Origin of the sequence: Pseudomonas sp. REP124 (assembly GCF_020164475.1) — a bacterium.
GTDB lineage: Bacteria > Pseudomonadota > Gammaproteobacteria > Pseudomonadales > Pseudomonadaceae > Aquipseudomonas.
The window spans coordinates 15,900-40,719 of record NZ_JAIQWX010000046.1 but is presented as its reverse complement, the minus strand read 5'-3'; the positions used below and the strand labels follow the sequence as shown (position 1 = coordinate 40,719).

Annotated in this window: 21 protein-coding genes; 14 read left to right on the top strand and 7 right to left on the bottom strand. The window is 61.2% G+C overall.

Annotated elements, in window-relative coordinates; translation table 11 throughout:
• Positions 1–24: 24 nt before the first annotated feature.
• Both speB and K9857_RS13715 read right to left on the bottom strand, forming a co-directional pair.
• A complete protein-coding gene (speB, locus tag K9857_RS13720; protein WP_224536563.1) occupies positions 25–984 on the bottom strand; it encodes an agmatinase in 960 nt (319 codons plus the stop codon).
• 28 nt (positions 985–1,012) lie between these two features.
• Positions 1,013–2,107: a polyamine ABC transporter substrate-binding protein gene (locus K9857_RS13715; protein ID WP_224536562.1), complete on the bottom strand. Its 1,095-nt coding sequence runs from the start codon at positions 2,105–2,107 to the stop codon at positions 1,013–1,015.
• Between the two features lie 100 nt (positions 2,108–2,207).
• Here K9857_RS13715 and K9857_RS13710 point away from each other — a divergent pair, with 100 nt between their 5' ends.
• The 3 genes from K9857_RS13710 to K9857_RS13700 all read left to right on the top strand — a co-directional run bounded on the left by K9857_RS13710 (position 2,208) and on the right by K9857_RS13700 (position 5,465).
• The gene (locus tag K9857_RS13710) at positions 2,208–3,101 is read left to right on the top strand and encodes a LysR family transcriptional regulator (protein WP_224536560.1); all 894 of its coding nucleotides are present in this window, start codon (positions 2,208–2,210) and stop codon (positions 3,099–3,101) included.
• 363 nt (positions 3,102–3,464) lie between these two features.
• The gene (locus K9857_RS13705) at positions 3,465–4,931 is read left to right on the top strand and encodes a nucleobase:cation symporter-2 family protein (protein ID WP_224536559.1); all 1,467 of its coding nucleotides are present in this window, start codon (positions 3,465–3,467) and stop codon (positions 4,929–4,931) included.
• 60 nt (positions 4,932–4,991) lie between these two features.
• A complete protein-coding gene (locus tag K9857_RS13700; protein WP_224536556.1) occupies positions 4,992–5,465 on the top strand; it encodes an LEA type 2 family protein in 474 nt (157 codons plus the stop codon).
• A gap of 171 nt (positions 5,466–5,636) precedes the next feature.
• On the opposite strand, the gene K9857_RS13695 is transcribed toward K9857_RS13700, so the two are convergent.
• Complete coding sequence (locus K9857_RS13695) at positions 5,637–6,560, bottom strand: carbon-nitrogen hydrolase family protein (RefSeq protein ID WP_224536554.1); 924 nt, start codon at positions 6,558–6,560, stop codon at positions 5,637–5,639.
• An 84-nt stretch (positions 6,561–6,644) separates the two neighbouring features.
• Here K9857_RS13695 and K9857_RS13690 point away from each other — a divergent pair, with 84 nt between their 5' ends.
• A complete protein-coding gene (locus tag K9857_RS13690; RefSeq protein WP_224536552.1) occupies positions 6,645–7,553 on the top strand; it encodes a LysR family transcriptional regulator in 909 nt (302 codons plus the stop codon).
• A gap of 3 nt (positions 7,554–7,556) precedes the next feature.
• Here the strand turns inward: K9857_RS13690 and K9857_RS13685 are convergent, their stop codons facing one another.
• Positions 7,557–7,811, bottom strand: a complete 255-nt coding sequence (locus K9857_RS13685) for a hypothetical protein (protein ID WP_224536549.1) — start codon at positions 7,809–7,811, stop codon at positions 7,557–7,559.
• 162 nt (positions 7,812–7,973) lie between these two features.
• Here K9857_RS13685 and K9857_RS13680 point away from each other — a divergent pair, with 162 nt between their 5' ends.
• The gene (locus tag K9857_RS13680) at positions 7,974–8,291 is read left to right on the top strand and encodes a YqjD family protein (RefSeq protein WP_224536547.1); all 318 of its coding nucleotides are present in this window, start codon (positions 7,974–7,976) and stop codon (positions 8,289–8,291) included.
• Between the two features lie 146 nt (positions 8,292–8,437).
• Here K9857_RS13680 and K9857_RS13675 read toward each other — a convergent pair whose 3' ends face one another.
• Positions 8,438–9,478: an Ldh family oxidoreductase gene (locus K9857_RS13675; RefSeq protein ID WP_224536546.1), complete on the bottom strand. Its 1,041-nt coding sequence runs from the start codon at positions 9,476–9,478 to the stop codon at positions 8,438–8,440.
• A 218-nt stretch (positions 9,479–9,696) separates the two neighbouring features.
• Between K9857_RS13675 and K9857_RS13670 the strand changes: the two genes are divergently transcribed.
• Positions 9,697–14,484 carry a dermonecrotic toxin domain-containing protein gene (locus K9857_RS13670; protein WP_224536544.1) on the top strand — a complete coding sequence of 1,596 codons (4,788 nt, stop codon included), beginning with the start codon at positions 9,697–9,699 and terminating at the stop codon, positions 14,482–14,484.
• A 286-nt stretch (positions 14,485–14,770) separates the two neighbouring features.
• Entirely contained in the window at positions 14,771–15,790 is a 1,020-nt protein-coding gene (locus K9857_RS13665) for a FecR family protein (protein WP_224536542.1), read from the top strand.
• Between the two features lie 309 nt (positions 15,791–16,099).
• Here K9857_RS13665 and K9857_RS13660 read toward each other — a convergent pair whose 3' ends face one another.
• Positions 16,100–18,427, bottom strand: a complete 2,328-nt coding sequence (locus tag K9857_RS13660; RefSeq protein ID WP_224536540.1) for an acylase — start codon at positions 18,425–18,427, stop codon at positions 16,100–16,102.
• A 246-nt stretch (positions 18,428–18,673) separates the two neighbouring features.
• On the opposite strand from K9857_RS13660, the gene K9857_RS13655 reads away from it, so the two are divergent.
• Positions 18,674–19,045, top strand: a complete 372-nt coding sequence (locus tag K9857_RS13655; protein WP_224536538.1) for a fe2+ zn2+ uptake regulation protein — start codon at positions 18,674–18,676, stop codon at positions 19,043–19,045.
• Between the two features lie 175 nt (positions 19,046–19,220).
• Here the strand turns inward: K9857_RS13655 and K9857_RS13650 are convergent, their stop codons facing one another.
• A complete protein-coding gene (locus K9857_RS13650) occupies positions 19,221–19,409 on the bottom strand; it encodes a hypothetical protein (protein ID WP_224536536.1) in 189 nt (62 codons plus the stop codon).
• Between the two features lie 274 nt (positions 19,410–19,683).
• Between K9857_RS13650 and K9857_RS13645 the strand changes: the two genes are divergently transcribed.
• The 6 genes from K9857_RS13645 (at position 19,684) to glgA (ending at position 24,817) form a co-directional block, all read left to right on the top strand.
• Complete coding sequence (locus K9857_RS13645) at positions 19,684–20,130, top strand: DUF411 domain-containing protein (RefSeq protein WP_224536534.1); 447 nt, start codon at positions 19,684–19,686, stop codon at positions 20,128–20,130.
• Positions 20,130–20,564, top strand: coding sequence for a YqaA family protein (locus K9857_RS13640; protein ID WP_224536565.1), 435 nt, complete (start codon positions 20,130–20,132; stop codon positions 20,562–20,564). The genes K9857_RS13645 and K9857_RS13640 overlap by 1 nt, the downstream gene beginning before the upstream one ends.
• 83 nt (positions 20,565–20,647) lie before the next feature.
• Positions 20,648–21,673 (top strand): alpha/beta fold hydrolase, encoded by a 1,026-nt coding sequence (locus K9857_RS13635; protein ID WP_224536532.1) that lies wholly within the window; start codon positions 20,648–20,650, stop codon positions 21,671–21,673.
• A gap of 13 nt (positions 21,674–21,686) precedes the next feature.
• A complete protein-coding gene (locus K9857_RS13630) occupies positions 21,687–22,640 on the top strand; it encodes a D-2-hydroxyacid dehydrogenase family protein (protein WP_224536530.1) in 954 nt (317 codons plus the stop codon).
• Positions 22,641–22,664: 24 nt separating this feature from the next.
• On the top strand, positions 22,665–22,898 hold the full coding sequence (locus tag K9857_RS13625; protein ID WP_224536528.1) for a hypothetical protein: 234 nt from the start codon (positions 22,665–22,667) through the stop codon (positions 22,896–22,898).
• 332 nt (positions 22,899–23,230) lie between these two features.
• Positions 23,231–24,817 (top strand): glycogen synthase GlgA, encoded by a 1,587-nt coding sequence (glgA, locus tag K9857_RS13620; protein ID WP_224536526.1) that lies wholly within the window; start codon positions 23,231–23,233, stop codon positions 24,815–24,817.
• The last annotated feature ends 3 nt before the right edge of the window (positions 24,818–24,820 follow it).

Sequence of the window (24,820 nt, the reverse complement as noted above, 5' to 3'; positions counted from 1 at the left end):
GCGAGGCTTGCCCGCGAAGAGGTCCTAACGGTCGACCTTATGTTTCGCGGCATACAAACACAGCATCTCCATCGCCAGCGTCGCCGCTGCCAATGAGGTGATGTCCGCGTTGTCATAGGCCGGCGCAACCTCCACCACGTCCATCCCCACCAGATTGATGCCGCGCAAACCGCCGAGGATCTCCAGCGCCTGCACCGTGCTCAAGCCGCCACACACCGGCGTTCCGGTGCCCGGGGCGAACGCCGGGTCGAGGCAGTCGATGTCGAAGGTCAGGTACACCGGGTTGTCGCCGACCCGCGCGCGGATCGCCTCGACGATCGCGTCCACCCCGCGCCGATGCACCTGGCGCGCATCGAGCACCTCGAAACCCTGATGATCGTCGTTGGTGGTGCGCAAGCCGATCTGCACCGAGCGCGACGGATCGACCAGCCCTTCCTTCGCCGCATGCCAGAACATGGTGCCGTGGTCGATGCGCTTGCCCTCTTCGTCCGGCCAGGTGTCGCTGTGGGCGTCGAAATGGATCAGCGACAGCGGGCCATGCTTGCGGGCGTGGGCCTTGAGTAGCGGATAGGTGATGAAGTGGTCGCCGCCGAAGGTCAGCATCGCGCTGCCCGCATTGAGGATGTGTTCGGCGTGGGCCTCGATGCATTCCGGAGTCGACTGCGGCGAGCCGTAATCGAAGTCGCAATCGCCGAAGTCCACCACCGCCAGATGATCGAACGGATCGAAGGTCCAGGGCCAGTGGCGCTCCCAGGCAATCCCGGTGGACGCGGCACGAATGCCCCGTGGCCCGAAACGCGCGCCGGGGCGGTTGCTGGTGGCAGTGTCGAACGGCACGCCGCTGACCGCCACGTCGACACCGCGCAGATCGCGGCTGTAACGACGACGCATGAAGCTGGTGATGCCGGCATAGGTGCTTTCTGCGGCCGTTCCGTACAGGCTGTCGCGGGTCATGGCCTGATCGTTTTGCATCGGGACTTCCATCACGGTTCTCCTTCTTATTAGTGGGCAGTTACGGTTGGCGACTGCGGAACGTGGTCCAGACGCGGGTGCGCTGGCGCATGTCCTTGAGATTCATGGTGCGGTCCGCGTACAGCCGGTCACGCACATCGGCGGGCGGATAAATGTCCGGATCGTCGCGCACCGCCTCGTCCACCAACGGCGTGGCGGCCTGGTTGGCGGTGGCGAAAAACAGCGTGTTGGTGAGCGCAGCCACGGATTCGGGACGCAGCATGAATTCAATGAACTTGCGCGCGGCTTCCGGATGCGGCGCGTCCTTGGGGATCGCCAGGTTGTCCTGCCAGACCAGGGTGCCCTCCTTGGGAATCCGATAGGCGATCTCGAACGGCTTGTTGGCCTTGCGCGCCTGGTCGGCGGCCATGCTGGCGTCGCCGTTGTAGGCCAGCGCCAGGCAGACGCTGCCGTTGGCCAGATCATTGATCTGCCGGCCGCTGGCCACGTACAGCACCGAGGGTTGCAGTTGATGCAACAAGGCCTGGGCCGCCTCGAGGTCGCTCTTGTCGGTGCTGTAGGGATCCTTGCCCAGGTAATGCAGGGCCAGGCCGATCACTTCCTGGGGCGAGTCGATGATCGCGATTCCGCAATCCTTGAGCTTGCTGGCGTATTCGGGCTTGAACAGCAGGTCCAGGCTGTTGAGCGGCGCATCCGGCAGGCGTTTGCGCACCGCTTCGACGTTCATCCCAAGGCCCAGGGTGCCCCAAGTGTAAGGTACGCCATATTGATTGCCCGGATCGACCGCCGCGAGCTTCTCCAGCAGGTCCGGGTCGAGGTTGGCGTACCCCTTGAGGCCTTCATGGGGGATGGCTTTCAAGGCCCCAGCCGCCAGCCCGCGGGCCAGCACGCTGGAGGACGGCACCACCACGTCGTAACCGCTGCCGCCGGTGAGCAGCTTGGTTTCCAGCACTTCCGGCGCGTCGAAGGTGTCGTAGCGCACGTGAATGCCGGTTTCCTGCTCGAAGCGTTGCAGGGTTTCGGGGGCGACGTAATCGGCCCAACTGTAGAGGTTGACCACCTGTTCTTCGGCAACAGCCATGGCGGACAGAGTGAGTAGTAACGCAGGAGCACAGAGCTTGAACACGGGAGCCATGACAACCACCTGACCAGAGAAAGTGGTTGCAGCATGCGATGTCCGATACATTGCTGAAATATCAAGTTTATTAACCTGACATTACTCAGGAGTAATGTGAATGCTCGGCCAATTTCACGATCTGGACCTGCAACTGCTGCGCTTGTTCGTCAGCGTGGTGGAGTGCGGCGGTTTCAGTGCGGCGCAGGGTGAACTCGGCTTGAGCCAGTCGAGCATCAGCCAGCAGATGGCCAAACTGGAAACCCGTCTCGGCTATCGGCTGTGCAGCCGTGGCAAGGGCGGCTTCAAGATCACCCCCAAGGGCGAGCAGTTGCTCAGTGCCACCCGAGGGCTGTTCGAGTCCATCGAGGCGTTCCGGCATCAGTCCAACGGTGTGGCCGGACGATTGATCGGCGAGGTGCGACTGGGGCTGTCCGAAGCGCTGGACCAATCGGTACTGCAACGGGTGGCCGAGGCGATCGGACGCTTTCGCCAGCGCGACGAATCGGTGCGCATCGAACTGATGAGCGCCATGCCCGGCGAAATGGAGCGCCTGCTGCTGCAACAGCGGCTGGACTTGGCCATCGGTTACTTCTCCCAGGTGCAAAGCGCGTTCGACTACCGCGAACTGTTCACTGAAACCCAGCACCTGTATTGCGCGGTCGGCCATCCGTTGTTCGATAATCCGGCGCCGGATGACCAGGCCCTGCAAGCCTGTGACCGGGTCGATCACCCCTATCGCTTCCTGCGCAGCGACGAGCCGTTCCAGGGCAAATTGTGCTCGGCACGGGCGGAACAGGTCGAAGGCACCCTCGCCTTCATTCTGTCCGGCAAGCACATCGGTTACCTGCCCGAACACTTTGCCCGGGGCTGGGTGGACAAGGGTTTACTGCGGGGTGTGCGGCGTGAGGGGATGAGTTTTGACGTGGCGTTTCATCTGGCCCGACATCGGGCGCAGGTGCCGGGGGATGCGCAGAAGGCGTTCGAGGAGGATTTGCTGGCGGCGTTTGCCTGAATAGCGGTGAACGCCTTCCTGTGGCGAGGGGGCTTGCCCTACTGCCAGTCAGGTAAGGCAAAACACGGTCCATGTAGCAGCTGGCGAAGCCTGCGTCCGGCTGCGAAGCAGTCGTAAATCCAGGCTCTGCAGTGTGTCAGGCAAACCTTACATTCAGGTTTTGCGACTGCTTCGCAGCCGAACGCAGGCTTCGCCAGCTGCTACATGTCCTGCGGCGGCTTACCTGACTGGCATTAGGGCAAGCCCCCTCACCACAGGTTCAGCGTGCAACTGAGGCTTAAGTAAGGTTTCGGCCACGGAGGCTTTCTGGCATCCTGCGCCTCCATTTTCTGACCCCGGCCCCGCCACCCGGCACGCAATCACATGACCTCCCCTGAAAAAAACCTGCGTCACAACGAACTGATCTACGGTCTCGAAGATCGCCCGCACCTGACCGCCACCGTGTTCGCTGCCCTGCAGCACGTGCTCGCCAGCTTTGTCGGGATCATCACCCCCACCCTGATCATGGGCAGCGCCCTGGGCCTGCAAAGTGAAATTCCGTACCTGATCAGCATGGCGCTGTTCGTGTCCGGCCTGGGCACCTTTGTCCAGGCGCGGCGTTTCGGGCCGGTGGGCTCGGGGCTGTTGTGCCTGCAAGGCACCAGCTTTTCGTTCATCAGCGTCATCCTCAGCGCCGGCTTCATGGTCAAGGCCCGGGGCGGCGGTACCGATGAAATCCTCTCGACCATCTTCGGTGTGTGCTTCTTCGCCGCCTTCATCGAAGTGGTGCTGAGCCAATTCATCGGCAAGCTGCGGATGCTGATCACCCCGGTGGTGACCGGTACCATCATCACTCTCATGGGCCTGTCGCTGATCAAGGTGGCCATGACCGACATCGCCGGCGGCTTCGGCGCCACCGACCTTGGCGCGGCCAGCCACCTGGGCCTGGCCGCGCTGGTACTCGGGACCATTGTCGTGCTGAACCGGGTCGATGTGCCCTTCCTGCGCCTGGGGGCGATCGTCATCGGCCTGACCCTGGGCTACTTCGTCGCCTGGCTGCTGGGCGTAGTCGATTTCGCCAGCATGCCCGAGTTGCCGCTGGTGAGCGTGCCGGTACCGTTCAAGTACGGTTTCTCCTTCGATTGGGTGGCGTTCGTGCCTGTGGCGGTGATTTTCCTGGTGTCGCCATTGGAAGCGGCCGGTGACCTCACCGCCAACTCGATGATTTCCCGCCAGCCGGTCAAAGGCCCGCTGTACATCCGCAGGATCAAGTCCGGCTTGCTGGCCGACGGCCTCAACTCGGCCATGGCGGCGGTATTCAACAGCATGCCGATGGTGACCTTCGCCCAGAACAACGGGGTGATCCAGCTGACCGGCGTGGCCAGCCGTTACGTGGCGTTTTTCATCGCCGGGCTTCTGGTGCTGCTGGGCCTGTTCCCGATGATCGGCGCGGTGCTGCAACTGATGCCCAAGCCGGTACTGGGCGGCGCCGAGCTGGTGATGTTCGGCACCGTGGCCGTGGCCGGCATCAAGATCCTCGCCGAAGCCGGCCTGCATCGGCGCAACATGCTGATCGTGGCGATTTCCATCGGCATGGGCCTGGGCGTGGCGGCGGTGCCGGAAGTGTTGCGCGAACTGCCCAAGGCGCTGCACAACATTTTCGAATCGCCGATCACCGTCGGCGCGCTGTGCGCTATCGTTCTTAATATCTTCCTGCCCGAAGAGTTCATCGAACTGGAAGAAGACGATTTCGATCCGGAAGCCTCGATTCTGCAGGTCATGGAAAATCCGGATGTACCGGCCAAGGGTGAACCCGCCACACCGCCCGGTGTCGCAACAGTGAACCGCTAGACAGTGCTCAAGGGCTGAGCCGCTGGCGGTTCAGCCCTTTTTACTGACGAGAGCCTGTTCATGCGCAGCCTTTACTCGATTGTCCTTTCCATGCTGTTGCTTGCCCTGGGCGCCTGCGCCACCTATCCCAACAACGACCCGCTGAACATCAACGTGGTCGGCATCCAGCCGATGCAAAGCCAAGACATGGAAGTACGGTTTGCCGTGAAGATCCGCGTGCAGAACCCCAACGGCACCAACATCAATTACAACGGCGTGGCGCTGGACCTGGACATCAACGGCCAACCGTTCGCCTCCGGTGTCAGCAACGAATCCGGTTCCGTGGGTCGTTATTCCGAAGCGGTGTTGACTGTGCCGGTGAGTGTGTCGGCGTTCTCGGTGCTGCGCCAGACCTATGGCCTGAGCCAGATGCAGACGTTCCACAACATGCCTTACGTGCTGCGCGGAAAACTGGCGGGCGGCCTGTTCGGCACGCGGCGCTTCGTCGACAGCGGCCAGGTCAGCATCCCCGGCCCGATGACCGGGAACCGCTGAAACGAGAACCCTGTAGGAGCGAGCACGCTCGCGATGGAGATCAACGATAACGCGGGAACCCTGATTCCCCGCGGTGCCCGGACGTCCATCGCGAGCAGGCTCGCTCCCACAATGGATCTTCAGTGAACAGGTACATGTGGGAGCGAGCCTGCTCGCGATAAAAATGCTGGGTTATGCGGTGAATTTCACACCCGGTTTGGCCCGCTCATCCACCGTCAGTTCGAACACATCCGGCCGCGCATAGTGCCCGACCACGTCGTAGTCATAGCGCGCACGCACCAGCTCATCCGTGTCGATCTCGGCACTGATCAACCCGCGCTCTCCCCGCAACGGCCCGGCCAGGACATCGCCCATCGGCCCCACGATCACACTGCCCCCGGCAATCAACGGCCGATCCGCCGGCCAGTTGGCCACTTCCAGCCCCAGATCCCGCGGCGAATCCTGGACCTGACAGGCGCTGACCACAAAACAGCGCCCCTCATGGGCGATGTGGCGCATGCTGACCTGCCACATCTCACGCTCGTCCACCGTTGGCGCGCACCACACTTCCACGCCCTTGGCGTACATCGCGGTGCGCAGCAACGGCATCATGTTTTCCCAGCAGATCACCGCGCCGATGCGCCCGACCTGGCTGTCGATCACCGGCAGCGTCGAGCCATCGCCCTTGCCCCAGATCAGCCGCTCCGTACCGGTGGGCATCAGTTTGCGGTGCTTGCCCACCAGTCCCGCCACGGGATCGAAATACAGCGCGGTGCAGTGCAAGGTGCTGCCCGCCCGCTCGATGACGCCAATCACCAGATTCGCTCCGGTGCGCGCCGACAGCCCCGCCAGCGCATCTGTTTCCGCGCCGGGCACGTCGATGGCATTGGCGAAATAGCGGGCAAACGCCTCGCGCCCTTCCGGCAGGCGATAACCCAGTTGCGTGCCAAACCCCTCGCCTTTTGGATAGCCACCCAGCAGCGCCTCGGGCATCACTACCAGGGCAGCGCGGGATTCGATGATTGCGTTTTCGTAGGACAGGATCTGTTCCAGGGTTTCGGCCTTGCCGCCGGGCAAGGCGCCGATTTGCAGTGCGGCAACGATTGACTTGGCCATCTCGGTAACTCCATTGGCATCAGGTGTTGCTCATTCTCCAGCGCCAGCCGATCATGAATAAAGCCCTGTTCACTGCTGAATGATATGAACCAAATGAATATCGCCGACATCGACCTCAACCTGCTCAAAGTCTTCGAAGCCCTGCACGAGGAGTCCAGTGCCAGCCGTGCTGCTCTGCGTCTGGGCGTCACGCAGTCGGCGGTCAGCGCGGCGTTGCGCCGGTTGCGGGAGGTGTATGGCGACCAGCTGTTCGTGCGCACCGGTCGCGGGTTAGCGCCGACCCTCAAGGCCAATCAGCTCAAGCCCGTGGTCAGCGATGCGCTGAACAAATGCCGCCAGAGCCTGGCCATGGTCGACCCGGATGCCAGCCATTACGAGGGCCGCTCCGTGACCCTGGGCATGTCGGATGATTTCGAGATTGCCTACGGCCGGCGCCTGATCGAGGAAGTCGCCCGGGTAGCACCGAAGCTGCGCCTGATCTTTCGCCAGACTCACAGCCAGATCGTCGGCGATGCCCTGATGGAGCGCAGCATTGACCTGGCGATTGCCGCCGGCGGATTTGCCGAACGCTTGCTCAGCCGTCAGGTCCTGGGTGAAGGGGGTTATGCGTGCCTGGTGGACCCGCGCAGCCTGGCGCCGGGGCAGAACAGCATCGAACTCGCGGAATTCGTCGCCCGGGAACACATCCTGGTGTCGTCGGGGGGCTTTATCGGGATTACCGATGAGGGGTTGGCGGCGCTGGGCCTGAGTCGTCGGGTCTGCGCCTCGACCACGCATTTTGCGGCATTGCCGCACCTGCTCAAGGGCAGTCAGGCGGTGGCGACCATTCCCGCACACGCGGCGCAAAGTATTGCTGCGCTTTGCGATCTGACGCTGCTGCCCTGTCCGCTGGCATTGCCGCGCTACCCGATCGAACTGGGCTGGCGCACCAGCACCCAACTCGATCCGGTGCTGGCCAAGGTACGCGAAGCGATTATTGCGAGTTTTTCGTGAGGCTTACTTGCTGGCCGCCATCAGGCGATTGACTTCACTGCGCACCATGTTCGAGAACTCGGGCGGCGACATGCCGTCCAGTTCGGCGCGAACCCACTCGGCCCACTTGCCCTTGCGCTTGGCACGCTCACCGAACAACCGCGCGGCCTCGCCCTTGGCTTTGCCCAGGTTGGATTGCCAGAGTTCGAACAGACGGGACTTCTCGTCCTCGATCTCCGCGCGCTCGGCGAGGGTTTTTGCGGCCAGATTGAAGCTCATGGAAATTTCCTGCTGGGTAAATAGCCGACATCTTACACTGTAGGACGATTCCTCCTGCCGGGATTTTCTCCACGCAGGACGCCAGCGCGCAAAATCGCTGCAACTTTTTCAAGCACCGCGCACTCCATTGTTCACTGTCACTAACCTGCAAGGAGTACTTCAATGGCCCGCAAAACCGCCATGCAAGCCGCCGAAGATCAAATCAAGGACCAGGCCTTCAGCGAGCTTCAGGCTCTGATCGAAGAGTCGGAAAAACTGCTCAAGAGCAGCGCTTCACTGGTAGGAGAGGAAGCAGAGACCCTACGCGGGCAGATCGCCCAGAAGTTGCAGCAGGCAAAAGACTCGGTGACCAGCGCGCGTGACCGCACACTGCCGGCGGTGCAAGCCACCGAAAGCTACATCGGCGGGCATCCGTGGCAGACCGTGGCCATATCGGCCGGGTTCGGGTTGGTGGTGGGGTTGTTGCTGGGAAGACGTTAATCCCCCCCCTTTCAAACACCGCAACCCTCCTGTAGGAGCTAGCTTGCTCGCGATGGTGGTCAACGATAACGCGGGATGCCTGACACCCCGCGGCGATCTCAGGTTCATCGCGAGCAAGCTAGCTCCTACAGGTACGGTGTAACGCCTTAGTTCTCAGCCAACTCCCGCAAAATCGCCAACGTCTGCCCATCCAGCACAATCCCGCTGACCTGCGACTTCGCCCGCTGGTGATGCCGGCGATCCCCCGGCAACCGCTTCAAACCCACCCCATGCATCTGCCGCACCAGTTCCTGGCTGCGCTCGGCGAAGCTCTGCCCGGCCGCCTTGCTCGGGTCGATGACAATCAGCAACTGACCAGTCCAGGGCGTCTTCGCACCCGGGTGATTCTTCCAGTCGAACTCGAACGAGAAATTCCCGCCGGTCAATGCCGCCGCCAGCAACTCCACCATCATCGATAGCGCCGAGCCCTTGTGCCCGCCGAACGGCAACAGCGCGCCGCCTTCGAGAATCGCTTTCGGGTCCTGGGTCGGCTGGCCGAGGGCGTCCACGCCCATTCCCGCCGGCAGACGCTCACCCTTGCGCGCGGCAATCTGCACGTCGCCGTGGGCAATGGCGCTGGTGGCCAGGTCGAACACAATGGGGTCACCATCGGCGCGAGGCGCGGCGAAGGCGATGGGGTTGGTGCCGAACAGCGGCCGGTCGGCGCCATGGGGCACCACGCAGGTCATGCTGTTGACCACGCTCAGGGCCACCAGCCCTTCATAGGCGAACGGTTCGACATCCGGCCACAGCGCGGCGAAATGGTGGGAGTTGCGGATGGCCAGCACCGCGATGCCGGCGCTGCGTGCCTTTTCCACCAGCAGGTCACGGGCCGCCGCCAATGCAGGCTGGGCAAAGCCGTTGCCGGCATCGACCCGGACAAAACCCGACGCAACGTCCTCGACTACCGGCACAGCCTTGCCGTTCACCCAGCCGCTCTGCAGCGTCGACACATACCCGGGAATCCGGAACACCCCGTGGCTGTGCGCACCGTCACGCTCGGCACCGGCGCAGTTGTGTGCCAGCACCCTGGCGACGTCCGCAGAGGTGCCGTGACGCAGGAATATCTTCTCAAGCAATGCCGTCAACTGGGCCAGTGACAGGCTTTGCGAGACAACAGCAGATTCAGGATGGAGTGGCGCAGACATCTGAAGCTCCAGACTAATTATTTTTTGGGCTCATTATTTTTTGGAAAGCGCTACAGCGTACGTAGAGCGCCGATTAACGACGCGCGGCGAGCCACCTGTCAACCCCTCGCAACCAGCGTCCGTGCGTTATCTATCTAACGCCTGCATGCGCGCACTCGCTCCTAGTCTCGACGCCCCATCCACCGGCGCTGTACACAGCGCCCGCGCGAGACTGACCAATGACTACATCCCCCGCTCCACTGTTTTTCCCCGAGGCCCTGAATTCCTCCGATCGCTGGACCGAACTGGGCAAAACCCACGGGCTGACACACAAGCAATTGCAATGGCTCAGCCACCTGAAGCAGTCCAGCCACAAAAAACGCAGCGAACAAACCCCGCCGATGCACGCCGAGCGCATTCAGGTCAGTGCCGGCAGCCTGTCCGTGCCGCTGGCCGGCTGTTTCGTGCTGAGCGCCACGCCCGACGACAAGGGCGAGATTCTTTACACCCCCCATGCCGGCATCAAGAAGTTCGCCAACCGCACCGCCCTGTCCGACCACCTCCAAAAACAATTGGACAGCGCCGGCGAAGACCATGACCTGTTGGCCTTCATGTCGATATCCGCGCGTAAAATCCTGGCGGCGGCCAGCGATATCAGGCTGACGTTCCAGACCATCGACGGCGACATCTTCGAAGACCAGCGGGCCGTGATTCAAGGCAATCAACGTCAGAACGATCAGGCGATGATCGATGAGCTGCGTCAATTGCCATCACTGAACGCACTGCTCGACTCGCTGCTTGAAGGCTTGCTCAAGGCGGACTTCCCGCAAATGGATCAGCGCCGGACGCAGGTCAGTTTCTACATCGAGTCCGAGCCCGATACCCCCGCATCGCGTCACTTGGCCCGTTCCATGTCCCTGAGCGAAACGCTGCTGTGGTACTACCGTCATCAACGCTGGCCCGCCGGCGAGCACATTGAATTCACCCATCCGCAACGATCCCCACAGGCCGCCGATCAACAACGCTGGGATACCGCGATCCAACGCGCCACCGTCAGCCTGAACGGCCAGTTTTCCGCGCAGATCCAGCGTTTCTGGAACGAGGGGAGCGTCGACGGCGCAACAAGACGGTCATTTTTTGCACGGGCAATCGTGGAAAAGGCCCGCGCCGATCTGTTGCTCCAACGCGAAAACAGCGTCATCACGGCGCAACAGTGGCATGCGTTGCAACGCCTGATCGAGCCCGCCACTGCCTCTTCACTGACCCTGGAAACCGTACGTCTCTGGGAATACCAGCCCAATGCCGTCGAACTCGCCGGTTCCCTGATGATCAGCCAGGACAGTTCCAACGCCTTTCTGTACACCCCTGCCAAAGGCTTGCAGGTGCTCAAGGACTACGCGGACCTCAAGGCCACCCTGCGAAGAAAAACCACGGAAGCTGGCCACGACGATGAACTCTATGACCTGATGAGCCTGGAAGAGCGCAGCCTGTTCATCGGTTTCGATCAGGCGCAAGTCTCGGGGGCGGTGCTCAATGGCTCGGTGTTCACCACGCTGTTCGAAACGATCATCGGCAAACAGCTGCAAAACCTCGAATATGCGTTCCAGGTGTTCCGCAACAGCGACGGCGAGGTGAATATCCAGGCGTATTTCGACAAGGCGCTGGATATTCGCTCCATGATCGGCGAACAGCTGCTGGCACTCGACAGCCAGGGGCGCTGGAGTACCCGTCCCCTTGCGTCCGGCGCGCAGCCATCGCTGGTCTTGCGGGATACGGCGGACGGTTACGTGAAAACCTTTCTCGCCGTCGATCTGCCGGTGCGTGGCGAGATTTCCGCGCAACCGCTGGGTAATCTGGCGCTGCAACGCCAGTACCTGGAGTCCGCAAGGTCGCAGCTGGCCCAGGCCTTTGCCGTTGCCTTGCGCGGGGAAGCGGCGTTGCGCGAGCTCAGCGGTAGCCTGCGCAACGCCGATTGGCACATCGTTGACACGGTTTTCGACCCGGACCGGCCGGACCGCAAAAGTCGCCCTGCCATTCGCGGTTTCTATCCCGATGCTTTTTCGCTGGTCCTTGCGTGCTCCGGTGAGAAAGAGCCGATGGAGCTGGCCAACTGCGTGCTGCTGACCGAACGTGGCGGGCTCGACGCGGAGCATTCCGGGCGGGCGATCCTGTGGACGCCGGGGACCGGACTGGAAGTTTTCAAAACCGTCGCCAGTGCGCGACAACAGCTGAATCAGCGCCTGCTCGATCCTCAGAAACGTCTGGCCCTGCTGGAAAATCTGCGCCCTGCCCAGCGCAAATTCCATCGCCGCTATTCGCTCGATTCGCTGCAGCTGATTCAGGGCAGCGTCCTGCAGCACATCGCCCAGTCGGCCATCGAGCTGTTTCTGGCGCGTAGCGAGCAGATCCGCTCCATGAAATTGCCCAATGCCAAGGAGTACCACGCCCTGCGCGCATTGGCGCAGACCGGCATCGATACCAACGCCAGTCGAGCCACCTGGATCGCCCAGGCCATCAGCCAGCAACAATCGATGCCCGCGTGGCTGGGGCTGGCTCCGGTCGATGAGCAGAAACTGCACGTCGAACTGCTGCAGCAATACCGCAACAACGTCAGCGACGACCAGGATTACCTGCATGGCGTGCAGCCACTGGAAGACTACGTTCGACAGACCTTGAAAACCTTGCTGGCGACACGCTTCCCCAAAACCTCCGTTGACCCCGATTTGATCGAGATCACGCCCCGGCTGGCACTGGCGGGGCCTGCGCAAACCCTGACTCACTTCGCCCTGAATCACGTAAACGTCGCCCAGGGCACTGGCTTTCGGGTCACGGCCAAGGCCCCGCAAAAACTGCCGGAAGGCCTGAATCAGGCTGCCGTCACTCAACTGTTGCTGTCGCTGAATATCCATGGCGATTACGCAAAAAAGGTCACGGACGCCTTGTCCGGTAATGACTCGGCGCCGCGACAATTGCGCTTCGTCAAACAGCTGCCCTGGCAACTGCTGCAACATGCCCACGCCCTGAAGCTGCAACGTCAGCTGTCTTCCAGCGCGTTCGATCTGATCCTGCAAGTGCTGGACATGCCTGACGCCACCGCCCGGGCTGCGGTGACAGGCGCTCGCGCCATCGTCAGGCCCCTGGAACTGATCAAGACCGCCGGCGCCAAGGCCGTGCAGAGTCGCGGGCTGTACGTCATCAACCCTGATACGGCCAAACAGGGGCCGTGCATCCTCTATGCGCCCTACTCCCCGGGCTCGTTGTTCACCGAATTCGACAGCGAAGATGATCTGGTCGCAGCGCTCAATACACCGGGCTCCTTGCAGGACCTGCTGATTCGCCGATTGCCTGACAGTGAGCAGGTGTCCTTTCAGAACCTGCTCAAGTCGAGTCTCGGAGAGACCAGCGAAATCACCCTCGCGTCAACACCGATTGACGGTCATCTGCTCACGCAACTGTTCAAGGACAACACCCACCTGCTGACTCGGATGCTCGCCAGCCAGTCCCAGACCACAGGGCAATCGGACTGGGAGGCGGTCAGGCAACTGTTCAGTTCCGGCATCAAGCGCGCCTCCGGCCTGTTGCCCGGCAAACTCGGCTACATACGGTTCCTGTGGCAAGCCTTCGATGACTTCAGCGACTCGGCCGAAGCCTTGCAGGGTCAACGCTGGACCCGCGCCATCAAGCGTTTCATCGACGGTGCGGCGCAGATGGTGAGCCTGGGTGAGTTGTCACCGGAGGAGGTTTCCGATACCCCGCCTGCGCCAGCCGCTACGCCGGTCAAGACTCCACTGCGCGACCCGCAATGGCCGCGGATCGAATCGACGGCGCCGATACGTACGCTGCTGCAACCTTTCGAGGCCTCGACTCTGGCCTTGAAGGACTTGCACAAGGACACCACCGAAGGCACTTGGCTCGACCCTGCCACGAAGCTGCGATATGCCGCCGTCGCCGGAAAGGTCTATGAGGTCGCCAAGCCGGGTGCCGTCCTGCAAATCAGTCACGCGGCAAAAAAAGGCCCGGCGCTTCTGAAGTCACCCGGCGGACAATGGGTGCTGGCCCCGGACCGCCACACGGTGCACGACGGCAAGGCCTTGTCGAAAATGCTCAACGAATACGTGGCGGACCGAACCGTGCGCCGCACCTTCAACATCGAAGCCCAGGGCATGATGAGCATCCGCTTCAATTACCCGGAAAAGGCCCGCACGATCATTCAGGCCATCGATCTGGCGCGTTTTTATGCCCTCAATAGCCTGCACAATCTGGCCCAGGCCCGGAGCCTGCAACAAGGAACGCGACTGGACGGCTTGCTCAGGGTGTTCTTTGACGTACCCAAGGTCGATATCAGCCTGCTGGACAAAATCGGCAAGGCCGTCATCCCGCTCTGCAAGGCCTTGGTGGACCCCAACGAAGAGTTGCTGAACAGCGAGCGTTTCGTCGTCGGCTCCATGCGCGAAGCGGGCGACAGGACCAGCGCGTTTGTGATCGATGATGATGAGCGCAAACAAGTGCATTTCTCCGACGCCTTCTTCAAGCCCCAATTGGAAATTTATGAAGGGTTTCTCACTGAACCCTTCGACATCGACGGGCATGCCCAGGCCGCCATTCTCATCCACGAGTTTTCGCATATCTTTGCGAAAACCCTGGACATGTCCTATCTGGAAGCGAGACGGCCATTCAGCGATTTGATCGCCGAGCAAACCAGCCTCGGCGCGCAGATGAAGAGCACCCAGGAGAGCTTCCAGCGCAATGCCTTGTCCCAGGCGACACCTAGAGAACAGCTGTTCGCGCGCTGGAACAGCCAACTCAAAGCCTGGATCAGCCTGGATGCGATCGAGGGCATTGAGCACGTGGGCAAGGAAATCCTGAAAATAACCGGCGGAAAGACTATGGAGGAGGCACGAAGCGCATTCCGCAACCCGGTCAATCCGGACGCGCGCATCGCCGTCATCCTGCGCAACGCCGACTCGGTCGCACACCTGATCTGCCAGATGGGCCGCCAGCTGGACCCCGCCGCTTCCACGCTATAGAGATGTAACAGGCGATGAGAGCATTGTGGCGAGGGGGCTTGTCGAAACGTCGCACCGCCCCGTTGTGTTGCGAAGCAACACCAAAAGATGGGACTGCTGCGCAGTCCAACGGGGGCAAGCCCCCTCACCACAGGTATGTGTTCGGCTGGTATTTACGCAAGCCTCGCTCCCACAGGGATTACGGCAGGATTCAACAAAATATCGGTACATTTGATGGGAAAATGCCATGACCGATGTTCTCGCCAGCGGTCCTCACGGTTAGAATGGCCGAAATCAGGATGAGTCAATGACCGACCACTCTCTCTCCCAAGCCGAATACGACGCCATCACCGATGCCGCTGCGCACTGGTGCATGCGTCTGCACGCCGATGACTGCACGCCGCAGGAGCGCCTGGCGTTCGAGCAGTGGCTCGATGCCGATCCGCTGCACGCGTTCGAATACGAAGCCATGCTGGAAATCTGGGAAGTCGCCGGGGATTTGCCGCGGCCGGAACCGGTGGTCGTGCCTATGGTTCAAGTGCCGATTTCCAAAGCCCGGCCTCGTACAGCCTGGCAAACCTACGGCATGGCCGCCGCAGTGTGTGCCATCGCCCTGCCGCTGGCCGCTTTCAGTGGCTGGAATCTGGGTTGGCTGCCTGATTCGTATGAGCACTTCGCCGCCACCGACAATGTGCGTCAGGTCACCTTGAAGGACGGCAGCCAGGTCGAGTTGAACCTGGGCAGCGAGCTGACCTGGAGCAATTACAAGGATCATCGTCAGGTCACCCTGAACAAGGGCGAAGCGTTCTTCAGCGTCAGTCACGACACCCGCCACCCGTTCATCGTCAAGGCAGCCGAAGGCCGGATCCGGGTTACCGGGACCAAATTCAACGTCTGGATGTATGAAGACCAGGTCAAGGTCAACCTGATCGAGGGCTCGGTGCTGGTCAGCAGCAACGACGATCTGCCGGGAGACGGCTTGCGCCTCGGCCCGTCGATGCAGGCCAGCTATCGCCATGGCGACTACATTCCACGGATCAGCCAGACCTACGACAACGACAGCTCGCTGGCCTGGCGCAGTGGCAAGCTGGTGCTGGATAACCTGGCGCTGAACGAAGCCCTGCCGCTGATCAACCGCTATCTGGAAACGCCATTGATGGTGGCCGACAACAGCACCGGCGCCATCCGCATCGGCGGCATCTACAACATCAAGGAACTCAACAGCCTGGTGGCCACGTTGCCCAAAGTGCTGCCGGTGTACCTGACGCGCAACAAGGAAGGCAACCCGGTCATCAACTCCATTCCGCAGCGCACGCCCAAAAGCTGAGGCCTACACCCCTGGACGGTGATTGGTAACCCTGAGCCCCGCGGCTGCCACAAAACCTTGTGGGAGCGTGGCTTGCCCGCGAAGGCGTCAGACCAGTCAGCATCCATGTCGAATGTGCCGGCCTCTTCGCGGGCAAGCCCGGCTCCCACAGGTTTCTCTGTCGATCAAAAAATCTGTGAAACACACAAAACCCTGTGGGAGCGTGGCTTGCCCGCGAAGGCGTCGGCACAGTCAACACCGATGTTGAATGTACCGACCTCTTCGCGAGAACAAGCCCGCTCCCACAGGGACCGCAGTCAGTGCTGGAATTTATTGTTTCGCCACCTTCCCATCCTGCTCACGAATGGTCTGCACCTGGTAATTCGGGTCCGCCATGATCTGCTGTTCGGTAAACGGCAGCACGCTCAACTGCTTCTTCGAAAACGCCAGGGTCTGGTCATTGGCGTATTTCGACGCCGGATCACTGGACAGCGAAAACGCCAACACCCCTTTGGCCTGAGGCCCCTTGTCGTCGAAGGTGACGATTTGCAGATAGCTGGTGCCGCTGACCACTTCGCGCTTGCCGTCGGTGCGAGGCACGCTCTGGATGGCGTTGTACACCCCCAAGGCTCCCGGCCCGCCGTGGATCGGCGTTTCCCGGTCGCCGCGACTGACCACCTGTATATCGCCCCAACGGCTGTCCGGCTTGAGACCCGCTGCTTTGACCTGCTCGACCGAAGCCAGCATCGCCTGGCGCAACGCCTGTGCCACGGCCGGCTTATCCACCGCCAACCCGCGCGGGGTGTGTTGCGGATCCTGCGGATCGAAGGCCACTCGCCAGACATCCTCCGCCTGCTCCAGCCCCTCCATCACATTCTGGAAATGCACGAAGCCCAGGCCGCTTTCCAGATTAGCCCTGCGATCCCAGGTTTTGAGGCTGGCGCACAGCGGCGCCAGGGTTTGCGCATCGGCGCCCAGATCACCCGCGCAGAATTGCAGCAGGTCCGGCATCACCTGTCCGGCCTGGTACACCTCATCGCCCAGCACCATCCGCTGCAGATCCGCCACACCCAGCGTGCCGACCGAAGCCAGGCTGTTCAGGGCAAAGCGCGAACGCAGGCCCAGCGGCTGGCTGTCCTGGCTGATCAGCGGCGAGTAACCGGTCAAAGGTTGCGCCGGGTTGGCCATCCACGCCGAATCGTTGGAGTGCTGCACGAAATCCTTGCGCAGCAGTTGCGGCAACTTGTCCGAGGCATAAATGCCCTTCTGCGCCGCCTGCGGGTCGATGTCCCAGGCACAGGCGCTGTTGGAGCCGTCGAGCACGATCATCTGCAGGCCGATGCGCGGATCGCTGCATTGCGCCAGCTTCTCGGCGCTGACATTCGGCACCACCGACAGGTTCATGTACAGGGTTTGCCCCTTGTCGTCCGCCGCCAGGGTGTTGACCCACGGAATGCCCTGGATTTTGTGCACCGAATCCTGGAATGCCTGGAGGCTGTCGGCCTGGTTCATGGCGTACCACTGCGCAAGGACGCGGTCGTTGTCCAGATTGGCGTCGCGCAGGCTGTAGGCGAACTGCTTGTCCCAGTCCAGCTTGCCCGGCCACTGCACGATCGGTCCGAACTGCGAGCTGTAGACCACATGGGAAATGGACTTGATCGAACCATCTGCCTGCTTCACGTCAACGCTCAGCGTCTGTTTCTGCAGAGGCAGGGATTTGCCGTCGAGCAGGTAGCGCGCCGAATCCTTGGGGTCCAGCTGCAGGCGGTACAGGGTGAAGTGCTTGGACGAGTCCACGGTGTGGGTCCAGGCCAGGTGCTGGTTGAAACCGATGTTGATCATCGGCAGACCTGGCAAGGCGGCGCCCATCACGTCCAGCTTGCCGGGAATGGTCAGGTGCATCTGGTAGAAACGCATGCCGCCAACCCACGGGAAATGCGGATTGGCCAGCAACATGCCGCGACCGTTGAACGAACGCTCACTGCCCACCGCCACCGCATTGCTGCCGCGGTCGAGGGCGAAACGCTGCATGCGTGTGTCGGCCAGCTGGAAGGCCGTCTGTTTGCCGTCATTGCCGGCGACAGCGGCCGGCGGCGTGGCGCCCGCCAGGGCTTCGGCGAATTGCCCGACACCACCTTCCACCAGCAGGCGACGGGTCAGTTTCACCAGATCCTGGGGAGTGATGTCCCGCGCCCACTCGCCCTGGCATTGCTGTGGCAGACCCTGGCCGCGACGCTCGGCCAGCGAAAGGTTGTAGCCGGCCACGTATCCTTCGATCAGTTCGCGCACCTGCGGGGTTTGCGCCCGCCAGAAGCCTTCAACCGCCTGCGGGGTGTTCAGCCAGGTGAAAAACAGGTCACTGACCAGATTCTCGCGTTCCTCGACCGTCAACTGATCCGGGCCGAAATAGCGCGAGCGTTGACCGTTCACCGTGGCGATCTCGTTGGCCAGCAAACAGAGGTTATCCTGAGCGTAGGCATAGCCGATTCCAAACCCGAGCCCCCGTTCGTTTTCAGCCCGAATATGCGGCACGCCAAAACTGGTCCGACGGATATCGGCACTCGCCTGCTCCGGCTGGCTGCGGGCATTCGCCGCAAGACTCAGCCCCAGAAACATGCCTGCCAGGCTCAACCTGGTTAACTGGCTGGAAATAATCACACTCGCTCCTGATCGAAAAACGATGATGACCGTTCTGCGTGTCGATACGCACGGCACATCCATTCAAGGACGAAGCAAACGCAAAAAATTTAGGCGGCAGAACCGCCATTTGGCGGCGCCTTCAGGACGGGTAAAACCATGATGACGAAATTTCTACATTTAAGTCTTCATGATTGGGGTCGCTCATACGTCTTGTCTTGTAAGAGCGCCCATTTTCCTGATCAGGCTCTGAAAAGGAGTTTTTCCATGTACAACTCGCAACTGCCAACGGATGGTGGAAACGCACCAAAGAAGTCTTCCATCGGGGTCGGTGTCTTTGAGCCGCGTGCCGAGCGCCAAGGCAACGAGCGGATCCGTTTTCTGCTCAAGAGTTTTGGCCTGCGAACCAGTCTGATTCGCCTCAAAGTCATCGATGCCCTGCTGACGGCCGCCGAAAGCGACCGTAGCCTGGGAGTTCGTGGCGTGCACACGCATTTGCTGGAACTGGATATTCCGCTGTCGTTCCTGAGCGTGAGAGAAGTGTTGAAACGCCTGAACAGCGAGGGCGTGATCGTACTCAACGCCGACAAGAGCTACAGCCTTGATCCACGGGCTGCGGCGGTGTTGCAGGATCACTGATCAACCACACTCCCACAGACGACATGTTCTCTCTGTGGGAGAGAGCCTGCTCGCGATGGAAGCCCGGACACCGCTGGCATTCAGACAGCCCGCGTACTCATTGACCTCCATCGCGAGCAGGCTCGCTCCCACAAATGATCGCATTCCCACAGGTGGCAAGTGGGATCCCTCGTGCTCAGGGCTTCACCTTGCGCCGCATCACGCCATTGATCACCACCACGACCACCGCCACACCAATGGCGATGTACTGGAACTGCTTTTCATTGATGACACCGGTGTTCTGCAAATACGTCAAACCGAACATGGTCGCCAACACTGCCACGGCGATCAGAATCGAATACTTCAAACGTTGCGACTGAGTCATGGATATTTCCTGAAGATAAATCGAAGCGGCGAGAACCGGCTCGCTGCCGAGTAACGCTGCATGTTACAGCCGATAACGATTTTTGGCTTTATCCCAGGGCATCAGCGGCCAAGCTGACAAATTTGTAATGTCCCCCTCATCTGCCTGACAGCCTTGATCTACCATCATGAGACTGTTCTGCTTTGTAGTATCTCGAAACAAACCTTGAATGCCTGTCCGGGAAAACCGGTCAGAATGCGTTATTTTTCGCCCGCCATCCGAGACACCTGCCGACATGCGAACCTCTCTGCGTCTGGCTGCCTTGAGCGCCCTGTTCATCTCCTCCCTAGCCCAGGCCGCCGACCTGATTCCCATCGAAGTCCACCGCGATGCCAACTGCGGCTGCTGCAAGAAATGGATCAGCCACCTGGAAGCCAACGGTTTCAAGGTCGAAGACCATGTCGAAACCAACATGAGCGAATTCAAGCAGCAGCACGGCGTGCCACCGCGCCTGGCGTCGTGTCACACCGGTTTGATCAACGGCAAATTCGTCGAAGGCCATGTACCGGCCGATCAGGTAGTGGCCTTGAGCAAACGCGATGACTTGCTGGGTGTCGCCGCTCCCGGCATGCCCATGGGCTCGCCGGGCATGGAAATGGACGGCATGAGCGATGCCTATCAGGTGATCGGTCTGAAGAAAGACGGCACGGATGTAGTCGTGGCGGACTACCCCGCCCATTGATTTTCGGCGCCTACTTCGGTCTTTTCGTCGCGGCTTTCGGTGCCGCGACACTGTTGCCACTGCAATCCGAAGCGGTATTGGTCGGTCTGCTGCTGAGCGACAAATACTGGCTGTGGTCGCTGCTGGCGGTAGCGACCCTGGGCAATGTCCTCGGTTCGCTGGTGAACTGGTGGCTGGGGCGAGCCATCGAGCGCTTTCGTGATCGGTGCTGGTTTCCGGTCAGCCCGGCTCATCTGGAAAAGGCCCGGGTTCACTATCAACGCTACGGCCACTGGTCGCTGCTGCTCAGCTGGGTGCCGGTGATCGGCGATCCGCTGACCCTGGTCGCAGGCGTAATGCGCGAACCGCTGGGGCGATTCCTATTGATCGTGACCCTGGCCAAGGGCGCCCGGTATGGCGTATTGGCACTGGCCACCCTGGGCTGGATGGGTTGAACCAACCGCTGTGGCGATTGCCTCTTTAATGTCGCCCTAATCGTGCCGATACAGCATCGGCGGATTTCAACCGGAGTTCATCCATGCCCATGCCCCTCACCCGCTGGCTGCCCGGCCTGCTGCTGACCGCCGCCCTGCCCGCCATCGCTCACGCCGAAGGCCCTGCCTACGGTCCCGAGCTGCAAGGTTTCGAATACCCCTACACCGTCAAGCATTTCGCCTTCGAGTCCCAGGGCCAGTCCCTGCAAATGGGCTATATGGATGTCGCCGCCCACGGCAAGGCCAATGGCCGCAGCGTGGTGCTGATGCACGGCAAGAATTTCTGCGGCGCCACCTGGGAGACCTCGATCAAGGCCTTGAGCGACGCCGGTTACCGGGTCATCGCGCCGGACCAGATCGGTTTCTGCACCTCCAGCAAGCCTGCACACTATCAGTACAGCTTCCAGCAACTGGCCAGCAACACCCAGCAATTGCTCAAGGCCCTGGGCATCCAGAAGGCCACGCTGCTAGGCCATTCCACCGGCGGCATGCTCGCCACCCGCTATGCGCTGCAATATCCCGAGCAGGTCGAACAGCTGGCGATGGTCAATCCCATCGGCCTGGAAGACTGGAAAGCCCTCGGCGTGCCTTATCGCACGGTGGATCAGTGGTACGAGCGTGAGCTGAAGCTCAACGCCGACGGCATCCGCACCTATGAACGCAACACCTATTACGTCGGGCGCTGGAAGCCTGAGTTCGATCGCTGGGTCGACATGCTCGCCGGCCTGAACAAAGGCCCGGGGCATACGCAAGTCGCGTGGAATTCGGCCCTGATCTACGACATGATCTTCACCCAGCCGGTTTACTACGAATTCCAGAACCTGAAGATGCCCACGCTGCTTCTGATCGGGACGTCCGATACCACCGCCATCGGCAGTGATATCGCGTCCCCCGAGGTCAAGGTCAAACTCGGTCATTACGACCAGCTCGGCAAACAGGTGGCAAAACTGATTCCCCAATCGACCCTCGTGGAATTCCCCGGCATGGGCCACGCGCCACAGATGGAAGAACCGGCAGAGTTTCACAAGGCGTTGCTTGGCTGGCTGAACAAAACCAATCCCGTGCGTTGAAGAGGTAAGGCTGATGGCGGTGCAGATTGCAGTGATTGACGATTGGCAGGACGTGGCCCGCGATGTGGTCGACTGGTCGGTGCTCGAACCGATCGGTGAGGTGAGTTTCATCCACGACTACCCTGCCGACAACGCAACGCTGGCAAAACGTCTGGGTGAATTCGAAGTGATTTGCGTGATGCGCGAGCGCACCCGCTTCGACGCGGAACTGCTCAAGAGCCTGCCCAAGCTCAAGCTGCTGGTGACCGGGGGCATGCGCAACTTCGCCCTCGACCTGGAAGCAGCAAAGGCGCTGGGCATTCAGGTGTGCGGCAGCGACAGCTACAAACACGCCGCCCCGGAACTGACCTGGGCGCTGATCATGGCGGCGACCCGCAATCTGGTGAACGAAGCCAATTCGTTGCGTGCCGGCAAGTGGCAGCAAGGCCTGGGCGGCGATCTGCACGGCAAGACCCTGGCGGTGCTGGGCCTTGGCAGCATCGGCCAGCGTGTCGCGCAGTTCGGCCAGGTGTTCGGCATGCGCGTGATCGCCTGGAGCGAAAACCTTACTGCCGAACGCGCCGCACAAGCGGGTGTGACCTATGTCAGCAAGCAGGAATTGTTCGAACAGGCCGATATCCTGTCCGTGCACCTGGTCCTCAGCGACCGCTCCCGCGGCCTGGTAGACGCCGAAGCCCTGAGCTGGATGAAACCCACCGCCCTGCTGGTCAACACCGCACGCGGCCCGATCGTCGACGAATCCGCCCTGATCAAAGCCCTGCAAAAACGCCACCTTGCCGGCGCTGCACTGGATGTGTTCGAAGTTGAACCGCTACCCACCAACCACCCGTTCCGCACCCTGGAAAACGTCTTGGCCTTACCGCATGTCGGGTATGTCAGTCAGCAGAACTATCAGCTGTTCTTCTCGCAGATGATCGAAGACATACAGGCCTGGGCAGCCGGTGCGCCGATCCGACCACTGAACTGAGACCGCCCTACTGTAGGAGCGAGCATGCTCGCGATGGTGGTCAACGATAACGCTGGCTGCCTGAATGCCCGCGGAGTCCTGACGTTCATCGCGAGCAGGCTCGCTCCCACAAAGTCATGCACCGCAATGGTGCAGGCCAAGTGTTCGCCCACGCACACCGATGTGACATTTGTGCTTCATTTCCTGCCAATTTCCCAAAAAAACCTGCACTTCGTCGGCGCGTCCGCACCACTTTCCGGCACGTCCGTACCTCTTTAAACCGATTGTCGAACAATTTTGCCATTCGCGCTTTACCGCTCTAAGTTCTGGTCTAGGCTGAGTTTCGCAAGCCAGAACCGGTCGGTCACAAAGCGGAAAAATATTCGAAACTTTTGCCGTGAACGGCTGGTCGAGTGAAAAGACGGTGCGTTGCGACTGGTGCAATCCTTGCAATGGCTTATCCACCCATTCTGCTTCAGCGCATGGGCAGTGTTTGCTCACCGATGCGGGGCGCTTTTGTGCCCGACCACAGGACGTGGATTCAGGGCCCTGTTTACAAGAACTAGTGTTTGCCAGAGCTAAGAATTAGATCAACGACACGGGAGATTCATATGATCAGTGCGGCATTGGATATACAGGGAGAACGTGCTCACCCGCACGTCGGCGAATCGAGCGTCGTGATTGCTCCCACTGCACAGTCGATCAGCGTTCCCGTCACCCGGACGCTGACACCAGCGGTCAGTGCAAATCCCAACCGGAAGAAAGTGTTGTTCGTCACCTCGGAAATTGCCGACCTGGTGAAAACCGGCGGCCTGGGTGACGTGTCTGCCGCCCTGCCCCGGGCCATGACCCATCTTCACGATGTGCGTGTATTGATCCCCGGTTATCCGCAGGTGATGCACAGTGAAAACCCGATTCATATCATCGGCGAACTGGGCGGACATGCCGCACTGCCACCCTGCAAGATCGGACGCATGGACATGCCCGATGGCCTGGTGATCTACGTGTTGATCTGCCCCGAACTCTACGAGCGCGAAGGCTCGCCTTACGGCGCCAACAACGGTCGCGACTGGCCGGACAACCACATCCGTTTCGCCCGCCTGGGCCTGGCCGCCGCCGACATCGCCGCTAACCTGGCGCAAATCCACTGGTGCCCGGACCTGGTGCACGCCCATGACTGGCCCGCCGGTCTCGCCCCTGCCTATATGCACTGGCGCGGGCAGCGCACGCCGACCCTGTTCACCATCCATAACCTGGCCTACCAGGGCGTGACCAGCCTGGGCTCGTGCCCGGAACTGGGCATCCCGCAGCACGCACTGCAGCAGGAAGGCATGGAGTTCTACGGCAAGATGTCGTTCCTCAAGGCTGGCATGGCCTACTCGAGCCACATCACCACCGTCAGCGCCACCTACGCCCAGGAGATCACTACCCCGGCCTTCGGTTGCGGTCTGGACGGTTTTCTCGCCTCCAAGACCCAGCAAGGCCAGCTCAGTGGCATCCCCAATGGCATCGACGAGAGCTGGGACTCGGCCACCGACGCTCACCTGTTCCGCCCCTTCGCCATCGGCGACTGGGAAGGCAAGACCGTCAACGCCGACCACGTACGCAAGCTGTTCGGTCTGAACCCCAGCGAAGGCCCGTTGTTCGCCGTGGTTTCGCGTCTGGTCTATCAGAAAGGCCTGGACCTGACCGAAGCCGTCTCCGAATTCATCGTCAAAAACGGCGGCCAGATCGCGATCATCGGTCGTGGCGAGCCTGAAGAAGAACAGGCCATGCGCGAACTGGCGCTGCGCTTCCCTGGCGAGATCGGCGTGCGCATCGGCTTCAACGAGACCGACGCCCGTCGCATGTTCGCCGGCAGCGACTTCCTGCTGATGCCGTCGCGTTATGAACCCTGCGGTCTGAGCCAGATGTACGCCCAGCGTTTCGGTTCTCTGCCCGTGGCGCGCAATACCGGTGGTCTGGCAGACACCATCGAAAACGGTGTCACCGGCTTTCTGTTCGATGAATCCACCGTCGAAAGCTACGAAGAGGCCCTGAGCCGCGCGTTCAAGGTGTTCGCCTTCCCGGAACTGCTCAACGCCATGCGCTGCAAAGCCATGACGCAACCTTTCAACTGGTGCCAGGCCGTCGAGCCCTACGCCGATCTCTACGAAAAGCTCGTCGCCCGGGCACTGGGGAAATCGCACAAACAGTAAAAA

Coding starts and splice junctions, on each gene's coding strand:
- speB (WP_224536563.1), bottom strand. CDS start 984: ATGGAAGTCCCGATGCAAAACGATCAGGCCATGACCCGCGACAGCCTG.
- K9857_RS13715 (WP_224536562.1), bottom strand. CDS start 2,107: ATGGCTCCCGTGTTCAAGCTCTGTGCTCCTGCGTTACTACTCACTCTG.
- K9857_RS13710 (WP_224536560.1), top strand. CDS start 2,208: ATGCTCGGCCAATTTCACGATCTGGACCTGCAACTGCTGCGCTTGTTC.
- K9857_RS13705 (WP_224536559.1), top strand. CDS start 3,465: ATGACCTCCCCTGAAAAAAACCTGCGTCACAACGAACTGATCTACGGT.
- K9857_RS13700 (WP_224536556.1), top strand. CDS start 4,992: ATGCGCAGCCTTTACTCGATTGTCCTTTCCATGCTGTTGCTTGCCCTG.
- K9857_RS13695 (WP_224536554.1), bottom strand. CDS start 6,560: ATGGCCAAGTCAATCGTTGCCGCACTGCAAATCGGCGCCTTGCCCGGC.
- K9857_RS13690 (WP_224536552.1), top strand. CDS start 6,645: ATGAACCAAATGAATATCGCCGACATCGACCTCAACCTGCTCAAAGTC.
- K9857_RS13685 (WP_224536549.1), bottom strand. CDS start 7,811: ATGAGCTTCAATCTGGCCGCAAAAACCCTCGCCGAGCGCGCGGAGATC.
- K9857_RS13680 (WP_224536547.1), top strand. CDS start 7,974: ATGGCCCGCAAAACCGCCATGCAAGCCGCCGAAGATCAAATCAAGGAC.
- K9857_RS13675 (WP_224536546.1), bottom strand. CDS start 9,478: ATGTCTGCGCCACTCCATCCTGAATCTGCTGTTGTCTCGCAAAGCCTG.
- K9857_RS13670 (WP_224536544.1), top strand. CDS start 9,697: ATGACTACATCCCCCGCTCCACTGTTTTTCCCCGAGGCCCTGAATTCC.
- K9857_RS13665 (WP_224536542.1), top strand. CDS start 14,771: ATGACCGACCACTCTCTCTCCCAAGCCGAATACGACGCCATCACCGAT.
- K9857_RS13655 (WP_224536538.1), top strand. CDS start 18,674: ATGTACAACTCGCAACTGCCAACGGATGGTGGAAACGCACCAAAGAAG.
- K9857_RS13650 (WP_224536536.1), bottom strand. CDS start 19,409: ATGACTCAGTCGCAACGTTTGAAGTATTCGATTCTGATCGCCGTGGCA.
- K9857_RS13645 (WP_224536534.1), top strand. CDS start 19,684: ATGCGAACCTCTCTGCGTCTGGCTGCCTTGAGCGCCCTGTTCATCTCC.
- K9857_RS13635 (WP_224536532.1), top strand. CDS start 20,648: ATGCCCATGCCCCTCACCCGCTGGCTGCCCGGCCTGCTGCTGACCGCC.
- K9857_RS13630 (WP_224536530.1), top strand. CDS start 21,687: ATGGCGGTGCAGATTGCAGTGATTGACGATTGGCAGGACGTGGCCCGC.
- K9857_RS13625 (WP_224536528.1), top strand. CDS start 22,665: ATGCTCGCGATGGTGGTCAACGATAACGCTGGCTGCCTGAATGCCCGC.
- glgA (WP_224536526.1), top strand. CDS start 23,231: ATGATCAGTGCGGCATTGGATATACAGGGAGAACGTGCTCACCCGCAC.